13 protein-coding genes are annotated in these 13,644 nt (G+C 68.9%); 6 read left to right on the top strand and 7 right to left on the bottom strand.

The annotated features are described in order from the left end of the window. Nucleotides 1-1,134: an SDR family oxidoreductase gene (locus tag WMF24_RS33225; RefSeq protein WP_437731448.1), complete on the top strand. Its 1,134-nt coding sequence runs from the start codon at nt 1-3 to the stop codon at nt 1,132-1,134. Here WMF24_RS33225 and WMF24_RS33220 read toward each other — a convergent pair. The 7 genes from WMF24_RS33220 to tssI form a co-directional block, all read right to left on the bottom strand. Next, nucleotides 1,121-1,645 carry a GNAT family N-acetyltransferase gene (locus tag WMF24_RS33220; RefSeq protein WP_437731447.1) on the bottom strand — a complete coding sequence of 175 codons (525 nt, stop codon included), beginning with the start codon at nt 1,643-1,645 and terminating at the stop codon, nt 1,121-1,123. The genes WMF24_RS33225 and WMF24_RS33220 overlap by 14 nt on opposite strands. A 120-nt stretch (nt 1,646-1,765) precedes the next feature. Continuing rightward, the gene (locus WMF24_RS33215; protein ID WP_437731446.1) at nt 1,766-2,248 is read right to left on the bottom strand and encodes a GNAT family N-acetyltransferase; all 483 of its coding nucleotides are present in this window, start codon (nt 2,246-2,248) and stop codon (nt 1,766-1,768) included. A gap of 223 nt (nt 2,249-2,471) precedes the next feature. Next, entirely contained in the window at nt 2,472-4,262 is a 1,791-nt protein-coding gene (locus WMF24_RS33210; RefSeq protein ID WP_437731445.1) for a hypothetical protein, read from the bottom strand. Nucleotides 4,263-4,273: 11 nt separating this feature from the next. Then, a complete protein-coding gene (locus WMF24_RS33205) occupies nt 4,274-4,690 on the bottom strand; it encodes a PAAR domain-containing protein (RefSeq protein ID WP_437731444.1) in 417 nt (138 codons plus the stop codon). 25 nt (nt 4,691-4,715) lie between these two features. Further along, a complete protein-coding gene (locus tag WMF24_RS33200; RefSeq protein WP_437731443.1) occupies nt 4,716-6,029 on the bottom strand; it encodes a hypothetical protein in 1,314 nt (437 codons plus the stop codon). Between the two features lie 17 nt (nt 6,030-6,046). Next, nucleotides 6,047-7,408 carry a hypothetical protein gene (locus WMF24_RS33195; protein WP_437731442.1) on the bottom strand — a complete coding sequence of 454 codons (1,362 nt, stop codon included), beginning with the start codon at nt 7,406-7,408 and terminating at the stop codon, nt 6,047-6,049. Nucleotides 7,409-7,426: 18 nt separating this feature from the next. Next, nucleotides 7,427-10,030 carry a type VI secretion system tip protein TssI/VgrG gene (gene tssI, locus WMF24_RS33190; protein WP_437731441.1) on the bottom strand — a complete coding sequence of 868 codons (2,604 nt, stop codon included), beginning with the start codon at nt 10,028-10,030 and terminating at the stop codon, nt 7,427-7,429. Nucleotides 10,031-10,171: 141 nt separating this feature from the next. On the opposite strand from tssI, the gene WMF24_RS33185 reads away from it, so the two are divergent. From WMF24_RS33185 to WMF24_RS33165, 5 genes are all read left to right on the top strand, one after another. Next, nucleotides 10,172-10,360 carry a hypothetical protein gene (locus WMF24_RS33185; protein ID WP_437731440.1) on the top strand — a complete coding sequence of 63 codons (189 nt, stop codon included), beginning with the start codon at nt 10,172-10,174 and terminating at the stop codon, nt 10,358-10,360. 217 nt (nt 10,361-10,577) lie between these two features. Continuing rightward, nucleotides 10,578-10,982: a RidA family protein gene (locus tag WMF24_RS33180; RefSeq protein ID WP_437731439.1), complete on the top strand. Its 405-nt coding sequence runs from the start codon at nt 10,578-10,580 to the stop codon at nt 10,980-10,982. 314 nt (nt 10,983-11,296) lie between these two features. Beyond that, nucleotides 11,297-11,587: a putative quinol monooxygenase gene (locus WMF24_RS33175; protein ID WP_437731438.1), complete on the top strand. Its 291-nt coding sequence runs from the start codon at nt 11,297-11,299 to the stop codon at nt 11,585-11,587. Nucleotides 11,588-12,960: 1,373 nt separating this feature from the next. Further along, nucleotides 12,961-13,242: a hypothetical protein gene (locus WMF24_RS33170; protein ID WP_437731437.1), complete on the top strand. Its 282-nt coding sequence runs from the start codon at nt 12,961-12,963 to the stop codon at nt 13,240-13,242. Nucleotides 13,243-13,279: 37 nt separating this feature from the next. Beyond that, a complete protein-coding gene (locus WMF24_RS33165; RefSeq protein WP_437731436.1) occupies nt 13,280-13,627 on the top strand; it encodes a hypothetical protein in 348 nt (115 codons plus the stop codon). Nucleotides 13,628-13,644: the final 17 nt, after the last annotated feature.

Genomic DNA, 13,644 nt, shown 5'->3' with positions numbered 1-13,644 from the left:
ATGAACGTGAGCGACGTCGAGGTGCTGGTGACGGGGGGTACGGGGTTCATCGGGCGCTGGCTTCTGGCCGAGCTGACCCGGACGAAGGTCGTGGCGGCGCCGGTGCGCCGCGCGCGGCAGCGGGCCGCGGCGCTCTCCGCGTTCGTCGACGCGCACGGCGGCGATTCGCGGCGGCTCCTTGTGGTCGAGGGCGATGTCGAAGAGGCGTCGCTCGGCCTGGCGGACCGCTTCGAGCAGGTGCGCGATGTGTATCACCTGGCGGCGCGCTTCGCCTTCGGGCTCGGCGCGCAGGAGGCGCGGCGCTGCAACGTCGAGGGATCGCTGCACGCGGCCGGGTGGGCGCTCGCGCGGCCCCGCCTGCGGCGCTTCGTCTATCTCGGCGGCTACCGCATGCTGCACGCGAGCACCCGGCCGGGCGCGGAGGGCGCGCTGACCGAGCGCGCGCGGGGCCGGCTCTACCGCCGGCTCGGCGCCTACGAGGCGTCGAAGCACGAGTCGTACCTCGCCGTGCGCCGCTTCGCGGCCGAGCGCGGGCTTCGCTGGACGGCGGTGCATCCGAGCAGCGTCATCGGCGACTCGCGCACCGGCGAGACGACGCAGCTCACCGGCCTCGGCGAGACGGTCGAGCGGCTCTGGCAGGGCCGCCTGCCGGCCCTCGTCGGCAGCGAGCGCACCTTCCTGCCGCTGGTGACCGTCGACTACCTGGCGCGCTTCCTGGCGAGCGTGCCCGAGCGCCCCGAGACCGCGGAACAGGACCTCTGCGTCCTCGACCAGGCGACGCCGCGGCTGCCCGCGCTGATCCGCGGCATCGCCGCCCACCTGAAGCGCCGCGCCCCGAGGTGGGTGCTGCCCGTCGGCCTTGTACGTCTGCTGCCGGAGGCGCTCACCGGCGTGCCGCGAGAGAGCCTGTCGTTCCTCGCCGAGGACGCCTATGACACCCGCGCGGCCGACGCCCACGCCCGCGCGATCGGGCTGGCGATGCCGCCGATCCAGACGAGCGTCGAGCGCTGGTGCGACTACCTCGTGGCGACGCGCTTCGGCCGTGACAGCCAGGGCGCCGCGGCCGAGCTGGTGGATGCGCAGGGGGCCAGTCGCACGACGCCGGCATGTTCGCCCATCGTCACGACGCGCTGAGGTCGAGCCGCATCGCGCAGCGCTGCGCCGGATCGAGGCCGTGGCGCGCCTCGTTCTTCAAGATCTCCACGAGCCGGGAGGGCATCTCTGCCGGTAACAGCTCTCGAAAGCCCATCGCAGCGTAGAACGGCCCGTTCCTGGGGACGGTCCGGAAGGTGGTGAGGGTGAGTGCCTGGAGCTTTGCGGTCCGTGCCCACGCGATCACGTGGCTGAGCAAGCGTCGACCGAGCCCCTGGCCTTGGTGATCGAGGTCGACGTCGAACTCGCGGATGTGGAGCTCGTCGCCCACCGTCTCGGCGCCCAGGAATGCGATCGGCCGACCGGCGCCGTCGTCGACCACCCACAGCGTCCCTGCCCGAAGCGCATCTCGCCAACCCTCCGCCGGGGTCACGCTCGTCAGGGCCTCGAAATTCAGGTCCGTTCCCCGGAAGGCCTCGCTGGCCGAGCGTTCGATCTCGGGGAGGCGAGGCAGATCGGCCTCGATGGCCTGTCGCACGAACGTCGAGCCCATGGGATGGCGGTGACCGGAAGAGTACCCTGATCTGGAGCCGCGTGCCCTGGCGTCGGGACACGCGGAGGTCACACGGCGCCGCCCGGCCTCCTCGAAGCGCGCGGGCGTAGCCGAACGATGTCAGCGCGAGAGCCGCGCGGGCACCGTGAACGAGAAGCGGGTGCGCACGATGCCGTCGGCGCCGCGCTCTTCGCGCTCGTCGACGGAGATGCTCTCGAGCTCGGCCGTCGTGCGCCGCCAGAACGCGAGGCCCTCCGGGTTCTCCGGGCGCACCGTGAGCGTCCAGGGGCCCGGGTGCGCGGCGAAGAGCTGGTGCATGGCGTCCCGTCCGACGCCGCTGCGGCGCGCGCCGGCGATCACGAACATCTCCTCGACGTGCTGCGTGCCGCGGTCGTCGCGGTAGGTGAGCGCGAAGCCGACCGGCACCCCGGCGTCGATGTCGAGGAAAAGACACGCGTCGAGCGGCGCGAGCTTCGGGTACGTGTAGAGCGCGTCGGGACCGATCGGCACGCGCACCCGCGCGCTCCACTCGTGAAGGTAGAGCTGCAGCAACCGTTGCAGCCGGACGTCGTTGGCGCTGACCCGTTCGAGCGCGACGTTCATGCGCGGCAGCTACCACAGATACGACGCGCGCGCTCGGTGCCCCACGCCCTCCGCGCAGCAACCGCATCGTGCGCTAACCGGCCGGCTGACCTACGCCTCGCCCACGCCGGCCTCGCAGAGGGAGCCCCGTGTCCTGGCGTCGGTGCACACGGAGGTCACACGGCGGGACGCCTCCTCGAGCCCGCCCATCGGTGCTGCCGTGCCCGCTCGTTTGGGTCTCCCATCACCTCGCGGGCGCGCCTTGCTTTGCGAAGTGCGCATGGTAGCGCCGGTACATCTCCTGCCACTTCGCGTACTCAGCGGGCTCCTTGCTGAGCCGCGCCTTCCAAGCGGCATCGATTGCTGACCGCATCTCGATCGAACCCAGTCCATATCGTTGAAAGACCGCCTCGGCGGCGTCAGGGAACACGACCAGCTCGGCGCAGAGCGCAGCGTACTGAACGAGCGGCAGGACGATCTCGATCGGCTCGGCGAGAGGCGACGGACGATGGCGACCGGTCTCGCTCGAAGATGACGCCGCGGAACCTCGGGGAGCCGTTCCGGTCATAGCAGCCTGCCCGTGCGCGGCTCGTTTCAACAGCTCACGGGGGATCGCGAGGCTCAGCGACGTTTCTCCGAGCTCAGCCGGAGCCTGCGGAACGGGTTTCGATGAGGCCGGAGCGCCGGCAGGCGTCGCGGGAGTTGTTGCGGCAAGTGGGATCACCGGGTGTTGCGGGGGAGCCTGCACCGGTGACGTCTCCACGACGTCCCAGGGCGCCCGTGGCCGCTGCGGCTGGGCTGTCGGCGTGGACGGCGGAGGATGCCCCGAGGCTCCGGCCGCGAACGGCAGAGCTGGGCCGCGGGGGACGTCCAGCAGCGGCCCGGTCTCCGCGACCACAGGAGGCGGGGACTTCACCCTTGCCGAACCACTGGACTGCGCGAATGGCAGCGCCGCCCGTTGTGGAATGTCGGGCAGGGGTGCCGTGCCGGTGAGCGATTCCGCGGCGCGCTGAGGCTTCGGCTCGGTCGTCGCGGGCGCGAGCGCGCCTCGCGCAGGCACGAAGGGGACCGCCGCGGCTCGGGGCACATCCAGGAGGGGCCCCGTGCCCCGCAGCGCCTCCGGGGGCACGGTGGGCGTCATGGGCCCGGCCATCGTCTCGCCCGAGGGCGGCGCGGAAGACGCGGACGAGGCGGCGAGAGGTTCCGGCGAGCGCTCGACGTCAGCGACGTCACGCGCCCGGGCGAGGAGCATCTCCAGTCGACGCGCGTGGTGCGCCTCGAGTCGTTGGAAATCCTTCGCCAGCGCCGCATCGCGCGCCAGTGCGGCCTGCCATCGCCGATCGAAGCTGGCGCGCGCCTCGTCATCAGCCAGGCCGTGGCGCCGCAGCACGCGCGCGCGCTGCGTCGGTAGCGCCTCGATCTCGGCACACAGCGCGGCGTACTCGGCCAGGCCCAGACCGGGCTCACCGTGCGGTGTTGCGGCGGTGGGCCCGCCTGCGGACACCTTCGCTGATTCCCGCGCATTGGCTACCCTCGACGGCCTCAGCACCGGCGGGCCCACCCGGAGCGGCCCCAGCGCCCCAGGCTTCGCGCGAAGCTCCGCGATCTGCTCGCCGACCTTCGCGTCCTCCTCCGCGCGCCGCGCCCAGCGGCGGCGGAGCCGCGCGACGTCGTTCATGCCCAGGCCGTTCTCCTGCAGCAACTCGAACGGTGCCGGATGGGCCCCGAACGCACCGAGGAAGCCCGCCCAGGCGGCGGCGTCGTCCGCGAGCGGCTCGACCTGCCGATCAAGCCAGTCCTCCGCGTGCGCCAGCTCCTGCTCGTACGTCGCGAGCAGCTCCGGCTCGGTGGCGAGTCGCTGCTTCCAGGCGACATCGGAACGCGCAAACGCACGTGGCTCCAGCCCCTCAAGCGCGAGCACGTCTGCGAGCGGGAAGCCCTCCGCCACCGCGGCCTTGACGGCGGCATACTGCGCCAGCGACATCGCTTCGCTCGCTGTCACCGCCACCGTCACCGCCTCGTTCGCATCCGCCACCTTCCAGGCCTCTAGTCGCCGACCAGCACGGTCCCAGTTGCGATCACGCTCCCGTTCGGCGCGTCGGCCGGGTCGTTGCAGGTCAGCGCCGGGTCCCCGAAGTGTGCGGCCGGCTTGTTGTTGATGAGCACCGTCTTGCTGCCTGCCTGAACCCGCGCCTGGTTCGACGGCGGTCGCTGGAACGTGCCTCCCGCGGGCACGTGCGCGGGGGCGTTCGTCGCGGTGCTCCCCTGGAGCGCCGCGAGCTTGCCTTCGACGAGGACGTTCGCGCTCAGGTCGCCGGACAGTTCTCCGCTGAACGGCATCGGCGTCGGCGTGGGCACAGGCCCGCCGGGCGACGGTACCATCACCATGTGCGTGTCGATGCCGATGACCTTATCGCCATGCTTGGCGGCGGGTTTGCCTGGCCTGGGGTATCGCGACCGCATGGTTCCTCCGAGCTATCCTGCGCCCCTACGGGACTGCCGCGCCTACGCCATGGCCAGCGGGAGCCGGGCGGCGACTGTGGAAGAGGGCGAGCCGGCGATTCTTCCTCTCCTTGTTCTCATGGTAGCCCACGACCCAGACGTCATCGTTCGAGCGAGCGGCGATGCTCCAGGGGCGGTAAGGCTCACCCACCTGGCGATCGGTCGGCATGGCCCTCTCCCTCCAGGCGCCGCCTCGCGGTAGGACCCAGACGGAGCGCGCTTCAGGGGTGTCTTTCGGTGGGCTGCCCAGCAGCGCCAGCGATCCATCCTCTGCCAGGTCGGCGTCTCCGATGTATGAAACCGGCGATGACGGAAGCGGCGCGAACGACGTCCCGTCGAAGCGCAGGAGAAGGGGTATCGTAAGCGCCCCGAGGTCGTAGTTCCCGACAAGGTAGAGCTCGGACGGGCCTTCACCCAGCAGCTTGCAGTCGAGGAGCTTGAAGCTCCGCGTGCCGTGCGCGATCTCCGGCGGGAGCGGAAGCACGACCTCCGTCCGGTTGGGCGGGCCAGGCCGGGACAGCACCAGGCGGGGAGGCTTCGGCTCGCCTTCTTTCATCTTCGTGTGTTGTTCCAGCACGGCGACGTGTCCCGAAGCGAACCCGAGCGCGGCGGCGATCCCATATTCTGTCTGTTTTGCCGCCTTGAATGATAAGGTCGGAGATGGCCGTCGGGCACAGTCGAGGGCTTCCGCCTGCGCTTGCCAGGCGTTGTTTTCGTTTCGATCGTCCGCGAGAAGACCAACGAGGCAGCCTTGTTGCTCCCAGAGACCGCGGTACAGGGTGTTGGAGCTCTGGTCATGCTTGGTCTCGTGTATCCGCTCCCAGCGATCACCTCGGTGCCGAAACAGGCGTTCGTACCACAGGTTATCTGCGGCGCTCGAGGTGTCGTAATCTCGCCACACCAGCCATACGCTATCGGGCCAGCGTCCCGTGATCATCTGGACGGATCCCCGATCGTCGGTGCCGTCCTCTGGCGGTAGACCTCGGCCCATCTCCGGAAGCGCCTGGACCGAATCGCCCTGGATCAGGGCGAAGAGATCGCGATCGCTCTCGAGGAGGATCGCTCCGCCTTGCAGATGCCAGAGATCGGCCGCCGTGACCCGAAGGTCGATGACCTTGTGCAGGGATCCCTCCGGGGAGGGAGGCTCGGTGATGTCTATCGCGTCCGGTGGGCGGGGTGCGGGGCTGCTGGAGGCCGGGGCCGATGGCGCAGGCGCACCGCTGCATCCGCATGACAGCGGCGCAGTTGCACACGTCAGGAGACCGAGTAGGACGGGTACTGTGGATTGGGGTGAGCGCATGGCGAAGTTTCTCGCGTTCAACGGTAGCCGAGAGCCTCACGGAGCTTTGAGGTGTCGATGAAGCCTCGCAGCGGATCCTTCTTGTCGTTGCTCTTGCGCTTCGTTTGAGCAACGCCTTGCCACTTCCCTTGGGGTTGCTTGACGTCGTGCCCCTCTTTTCTGAGCTTCTCCAGTGACAGTATCCAGCCGGTTTCCTTGTCCCGGTCGAATGATTTTCCATCAATTGTTGTGAACTGATCGTGGCCTCGCTTCGGCTGTGCGTCCGGAGCCTCTCGCTCGTAAGAGGCGACGATGGATATGTGTCCTCCGGCCTCGCGGTTGGCCATGAAGATGTCTCCTGGCTTGGGTACGTACCCATCGCCAGGGGGGTGCCAGATGAGGAGGCCGGTGGACGACCGCTTGGCGTAGGCCTCCACCATGTTCAGGTTCTCCCCCGCCTGCCACTTCCCGTTGAGCGACTCTCGGTTGAGAAACTTCCCGAGCTCCTCTTTCGTGATCTTGTCCTCGGGCGTCCCGCGCAAGACCCAGGCCTTCCAGAACACCCATGTCACGAAATCGCCGCACCAGCTATGAAAATCGTTGTACAGCAGGGGGTACTTCTTTCGGGCCTCCTGCTCTGCGGCGGAAGCATCCATCCCCGAGCCCTTCAGTCGCGTCGCTTCTGCGCTGTAGGCAGCCTCTCGCTCGATCCGTTTCTTCTCCAGGCTGTCATGCTGCCGCCGGCACGTCCCGCCCTCCTTCACACCCGGGAAAGTGGGCAGCGTCTTCGGGCATTCAGCGCCGCTCTGGCTACCGTGCCGGTTTTCGGTGATCTCGAGGATGAGTGGGCTCCACTCGATGCTGTTGACGGCCTGCCATGCGATGTCGACCAGCCAGTCCTTCGGACTGACGATCGTGAGCTGGCCGCCGAGCTTCGGCACATGGCTATCCTTGCCGGGTTGCTCGGGTGCAGCAGCGAGCGGGCGTGACTGCGCGGGCGCCGCCTGAGCGGCTGGGGGCGCCTCCGGCGACGGCGAGGGGGCCGGCTTGCTCTTGCGGTCCACCACGTAGGTGGCGCTCACGTTGCTCCCCACCTTCGGGCCCTGCAGCCTCACCAGGAAGTAGTCGCCGCCCGGCGTGGCGCCGTAGTCGTTGCCGCCGATGAAGGGATTGTTCCAGTACAGTGTGACCGAGCCGCTCGAGCCGCGGTAGGTCACGCGGCCCTCGGTCCCGGTCATGAAGCCGTCGGACTCGGCCGACCAGACCGCGGTCCCGGCGCAGGAGCGCGGCGGCTCCTGACCCGGGGTGAGGATGCCGTGCTCGAGCTGAGGAGGGTCGACGAACGTGAGCGGCTCGCCGGTTTGGTTCACCAGGTTGCAAAGTACGCTTCGCGCTGCCATCGGTCCGCTCTCCTCCCGTCAATGCCCGTGCGCTGCCTCGATCCGGCCGCGCGTCTCCTCGTCGAGAACGCCGGTGGGCTCGAGGCCCTGATCGCGCTGAAAGGCCTTGAGCGCCTCGATCTCCGCCCCCTCGGTGTGCCCCTCGGTGAGCCGGTAGTAGCCGAGATTTTTCAGCCGCAGCCGGACCCCGTGCGGCGTATCCATCGGCGGCAGGTCGCCGAGCTTCAGCCGCCACGTCAGCGTCGGTTCCTTCTCCGGCTCCTTGATCCACACCACGAGCTCGCCCGTCTCCGCCGTCGGCGGCAGGTCCTGCTCGACCATCCCGTCGTCGGTCGTCACGCCCTCGTACTTCACGCCGTCGACCACCAGCCGGTACTTCTTGCGGGCGTACGGCTTCTCGTAGACGTCCGCGACCCGGACGCGGAAGGACTTCAGCGGCTCCTTCTCCTGTTCCGGCTGCTCGCCGTCGTCCACCGCATCGCAGTTCAGCTTCACCAGCTTGCCCTGCAGGCTCGCGTCCTCGTCCAGCTTCAGGAACGACTGCGGCGTCTTGATGGTGATGGCCTTGGCGTCGACGAGCGCCTTGTCCGTCAGGTAGAGCGCCGGGCCCTTACCGAGGAGCGAGACCGAGCCGCCGCCCAGGATCGTGATGGCCTTGGCGTCCAGCTTGATCTCGTCCGGGGTCAGCTCGATGCTGCTCGCCCCGCACGAGAGCCGCAGCGACCGGGCGGCCTTGACCCTCACGCTCCCCGTGGTCGCCACCGCGCCGTCGCCGTGTACGTCGAGCGTCGCGACGGCCTCGTCTTCTTCGGTGCCGACCGTCGCCCCCAGGCGGCCCTTGATCGCGACGTCCAGATCCCTCCCCACCACGCAGCTGGAGTCGCCGTCGACCACGACGTGCTGTGATCCCTGTACCGCGAGGAGCCGGTTCTGGCCGATCCGTTCGATAGCCGACCCGGCGGCGCTCTCGGTCCGGTTTCCCTGCGTGGAGGTCGTCTGGTCCCCACCTGCGACGACGGTGCGGTCGCCCTGCACGGTGATTCGCTGATCGTGACCGACCGTCGTGGCGTGGTCGTGCTGAACCACCTCGTCGAGGTCGCGCTCCGCGAAGAGGAAGATGCGCTCCTCGCCCGCGCGATCGTCGAAGGACAGCTCGTTTGCCCCGCCCGCGCCCGGCGAGCTCTGGGTTCGCAGTCCGCTCTTCAGTTTCTCCGCCGGGAGCGGGAACGGCGGAGGGTGCGTGGCGTTGTAGAGGCACCCGAGCACCACCGGGCAGTCGGTGTCCCCGCCGAGGAAGCCGACGAGCACCTCCATGCCCACGCGCGGGATGAACTGCGAGCCGAACGATGCCCCCGCCCAGCTCTGCGCGACGCGGAGCCACGCCGAGCTCTTCTCGTCGCGCTTCCCTTCCAGATCCCAGTGGAACTGCACCTTCACGCGCGCGTGCTCGTCGGTATGCACCTCGTGTTCAGCCGGCCCGGTGACGATCGCCGTCTCCAGGACCTGCCTCGGCTTGCGCGCCGGTCCACGTGGCCGGAGCAGCGCGGTTGCCGGGACGCACTCGAAGCGGTTGCGGTAGGTGCGCTCGGCGGGCTGTCCGGACAGCTCGGGCGTGTGACCCTCGTGGACGACGCGGGTGACGGCGTATGCGCCTTCGAGGCCGGGAGAGCCCTCGGCGTGCAGATCGAAGCGGCGCCCCGGCGCGAGCGCGCGCACCCAGCTCTCGCCGCGGCCGACGACGGAGCCGCGCTGGACCTGGTCCAGGAAGACCCGGGCGCGATCGGGCGTGACCTCGGGCATGTCGTAGTCAGCGTGGTGCTGGTAGACATCGAGCGGCGGGGGCCTACCGGCCTCTTTGCCGGCCTTCTCGCTGAGGACCAGGTTGGGCCGGCGAAAGTCGTAGTCCCTGAGATGCACGGCACTGGGCTTGAGGGCGCGCTGCAGGCTGAAGGAGACGACCTCGAGGCCGGTCTGGGAGAGGCCTGCCTCCGGACGCAGAACAAGGGCCTCGGGCACCTCGCCACCGAAGGCCGCGGCATATTGTGCGGGGTCGTCGAGGAAGATGACGGGCGCGCGGGCCGTCGCGCTGGCGCTGAGGTCCGGCGCGTCCGCGAAGCACAGGGCGATCCCCTCCTCGGCAGCAAGCCGCCGCACGAAGGCCAGGTCGCTCTCGCGGTACTGCACGCAGTAGCTCCGGACCGCGTACCTCCGCGAGAGGCGGAGCTCGACCGGGAGGGAGGCCGCGGTGAGGACGTGCTGGAGGATCTGCGGCACGGTCTCGTCCTGGAAGATGCGGCTCGTGGTGCGGCGCCGGAGCAGCGCGAGCGGGGGGACGAGGCGGAGGTGCCAGGTCGGCCCGGTCCTGGGGGTGAAGGCCGCCTCGGCGCGCACCTGGTCGATGAGGACCTCGATGCGGCGCTCGGCGCCGCGCCCGTAGCGCAGGATGAAGATGGCGAGGCCACCGAGCAGCTCGGCGTCGCGGCCCTCGAGCTCGGGAGCGGCCTGCACGACGAGCTGGAACGAGAACAGCTCGGAGAGCGCCTCACGTCCTCGGAACGAGACGACGCGCAGGTCCGCGGGCGCGAACGGCGCGGTGTGGAGCTCGAAGAGATCGCTGGTCACCGGCGATATTTACCAGACATCGCGGTGCTGCCGACACAGAGCAGCGGCGCGACGCGCGCGCCGAGCGGTGTGGGTCATGCCGCCCTCCTCTGCCGAAGGCACGTCGACCGGGGCACGCCTGTAAGGGCGATGATACCGTCGTTGAGCTCGCTCGGCAGCGCCGCACGCCTCGCCTCGGCCTGCACCGACACGCGCGAGATCGACATCGTTCTGTTTCTCAGTGCCTGCAAGGCCGAGCCGTGGAGCCCTGCCTCCGCAACGTCGAACCGGTGGAGCGCGGCGCCCGCCGAGTCGACTGACATGGGCGGCGTCTACCAGGTTGAACTGTAGAACGTGTCAGCGGCTGGTTACATTCCGCTCCAGGATCGCGTAGCGTTGCGCGCTACCCCGCCACGAGCGCCGCAGCGAAGCACGCCGAAGCGACTGCCATGGTCGCGATCGGCGGCGGCGGGAACGCGCGCACCGCGTTCAATAGGGGCCATGAGCGCAGCCGCGGACCGCACGGCCCTTGACATCCTTTCATCCTTTTGCTCTTCCTTCGCCCTCAATGCGCGTTGCTAAGATCAACCCGCCCGGCGTCCACCAGACTCCCGGCTATCACCACGTCACGATCGTCGAGGCCGGCCGGCTGGCCTTCCTCGCCGGCCAGTGCCCACTCGATCTCGACGGCAACCTGGTCGGCGCGGGCGACCACCTCGCGCAGGCCGACCAGGTTGCAGCGAACGCCCTGACCGTCCTGGCCGCGGTCGGGGCGCAGCCCGCCGACGTGGTGCGCTCGGTGATTTACGTGGTCAGCGACGACGACCAGGTGCTGGGCGCGGTGTGGCGGCGACTGAACGACTCGGCGCTCGGCCCGGCCTTCGGTTCGGCCAGCACCCTGCTCGGGGTCGCTTCGCTCGGCTTCACCGGTCAGCTGGTCGAGCTGGACCTGACCGCCGCCCTCCCCGATTGAACCAGCTATCATAGCTCGGCCCTCATGGATCGCGCTCGCGGCGGGCGACGTGGATGCGTCCCTCGACCGCGGAGGCGGCGAGGGTGGCGGCGGAGGGCGCGCCGGCCTGGTCACCTGGGGGCCGCTCCAGGGCGCGAGCGCGAGGATTCGGGGGGGCCGGCGGCGCAGGTGCCGGGCACGACGATGCCGGGCTCCGGGGCGACGGGCGGTCCCAAGGAAAATGACGCCGGACCGATGATCTTGCCGGCGACGGGCGGTCCGTACGTCCGGACACTCTGGCGAACCATCACTCCTCGGACAGAAAGGACCACCTCATGCTGATCATCGCCGGCCACCTGGAGGTCGACCCCGACCAGCGCGACGCCTTCGTCGCCGCCCACCAGGACCTCATTCGCAGGGCCCGCCAGGCCCCCGGTTGCCTGGATCTGGCCATCACCGCTGACCCGCTGGACCCCGCACGGGTGAACAATTACGAGCGCTGGGAATCCAGCGAACACCTGGAGGCGTGGCGCAAGATCGCCGCGGCACCGAGGACCGGGATCGCCATCCGGAAGGACCACGTCATGCAGTACGGCGTGTCCGACGTGCGCCCGGTGTTCGGCTGAGCGAAGACACGGCTCTCGCCGTGTCTTCTTGGTGGAGGCGCCGGGAATCGAACCCGGAGCTGAATCTGAGAGGCGGATGCGCGAGAGATACGGCGGACGCCGCGTCGGACGCGTCAAAGCGGTGTCAGAGGCCACCGAGGGCTCAGTTCCTCTCGTATACCCGAGTGCCCTCTCGTGGAGCTCTGTGCCCTGGCGTCGGGGCACACGGAGGTCACACGGCGCGACGAACCCGGCGGGCTGCCTGGAACCGGGGCCGGAGCCGCCCGACGATCCGCTGCGGACGTAGCGCGCAGCGGGTGGACGAAACGCCGCCGAGCTTGCTGCCGCACGCCTCGGCCGCTTACTCGGCCAGTCGCGCTCCGTTCTCATGTGCAAGGACCGCATTGATGTAGTGTGGTCCAGGACACCTGTTGACGCCGCCTTCCGTTAGGAGAAGCATCCGGGATCGGGGGAGGGCATGGGGCACGGGCTGAAGGCAAAGGCGCGCGTGCTCGTGCTGTGCGGCTGTGCCTGTGCGCTCGTCAGTAGTGTACCGTCGCCAGCACACGCACTCGAGTTCAGCGGCGGCGTCAGCGTGGGCGGGATCCAGGTCGGGATCGAGCCCAGGCTCGCCGTGAGCCCCTTCGCCGGGTGGCTCTGGCGCAGCGAGGCGGACGTCAGGCTCGAAGCCCATAACATGCTCAGCATCGTTCCAGGCGATGGTGTCGGGTTCTACGACCGAACGGCCGTCACTCTTGGGTACGCCACGAAGACAACGACCGTCAGCCTCGGGCCGTCCCTTGCGATCTACTCAATGCCGGTATGCAATATGGTAATCTGTAACCGCGTGGTGGGGGTTGCACCAGGCGGCCGCGCTCAGTCCGATTGGTACTTCGCCGGGCCCTTGGGCGTGTCCACCGGCGTCCATGTTGACTGGACGGGCGGCAGTAGTCGCGTTCTTCCTGGGAGTCTGGTTGTGATGGTGACCACTGGGCCAGTTTGGAGATTCAGGACAAGGTCGAAATGAATAGGCTATTTGTTGTTCTGTGCTTTGGGCTCGTGGCGTGCAATTACGATGTGGGAGAGTGCTGGGTCCGCGGTGAGGGAAACGAAGGTGCCGGCGGTAGCATCATCACCCCGACAGGAGGGGATGGGGCCTTCGGGTATGTGCCGAGAAGGCCGCAAAACGCACCGGTGGGAAGCGGAGCATCAGAGGCGATGGCAGGGTGCACTCCCGACTGCAAAGAGGCGTGCAAGGAAAAGTGTGACAAAATCCATGATCGATGCCACGAAGACTGCACCAAATATGACCGCACTCAAAGCTGTCGCAAGAAGTGCAACGACGAGTATGCCTCGTGCCTCAGGGACTGTGACCGAAACTGCTAGGAGGATCAATGCTGGAGCTCACCACGACATTTACACCCGCGGACGGGAGCTCGCCTCGAACCATCACGCTCCGGATCAGCGACGTGCGTCCGGACCCGGATGGCTTCACGTGGTCCATTGCCGTTGATGTGCTTGGGTTCAAGTACGATGACAGTGTGCGCCTGAAACAGGTGGACTGGGCGGCTGCGATTGAGGACGCAGGGCGATTTATCAAGAGGATGGTGGCAGACAAGGTGGAACTTGCAGGCGGAGGAACGCTCGATCCGTCTATTCTTCCTCCGGAAACATAGACCTTCGACTACACGATGCCGCGCGGCGACTACTGCGATGGCGGCCCGCGGCACCGCGGGAGCGCGCCCTCGCGCGTACAACGGCGACCTCCGCGGCACGGTCGACGACAGGCTCGGCGTCGAGCGACGTGTCCGCTGCTCGGTCGCGAGCTTCAGTGCGATCGGCGCCATCGTCGACGGCAGCCAGCTCGTGGCGACCTTGCCCGACGTCTTCGCGGCGCAGCTCGTGCGGCAGCGGCCGCACCTTCGCAGCGCGCCCTTTCCCTTCGCGCACCCCGCCGGCGGCATGGACCTGCTCTGGCCCGCCGCGCTCGACGGAGACGACGCGTGCGCCTTCGTGCGCGCCGCGATCATCGATATCGCCAAGCAGCGATCGTCGGTGTGACGTCGTACGGCGGGAGC

The sequence above is a fragment of the Sorangium sp. So ce1335 genome (genome assembly GCF_051521615.1).
Taxonomy (GTDB): Bacteria; Myxococcota_A; Polyangia; order Polyangiales; family Polyangiaceae; genus Sorangium.
The sequence above is the reverse complement of the archived record's forward strand: the minus strand, read 5'-3'. Positions and strand labels throughout refer to the sequence as shown.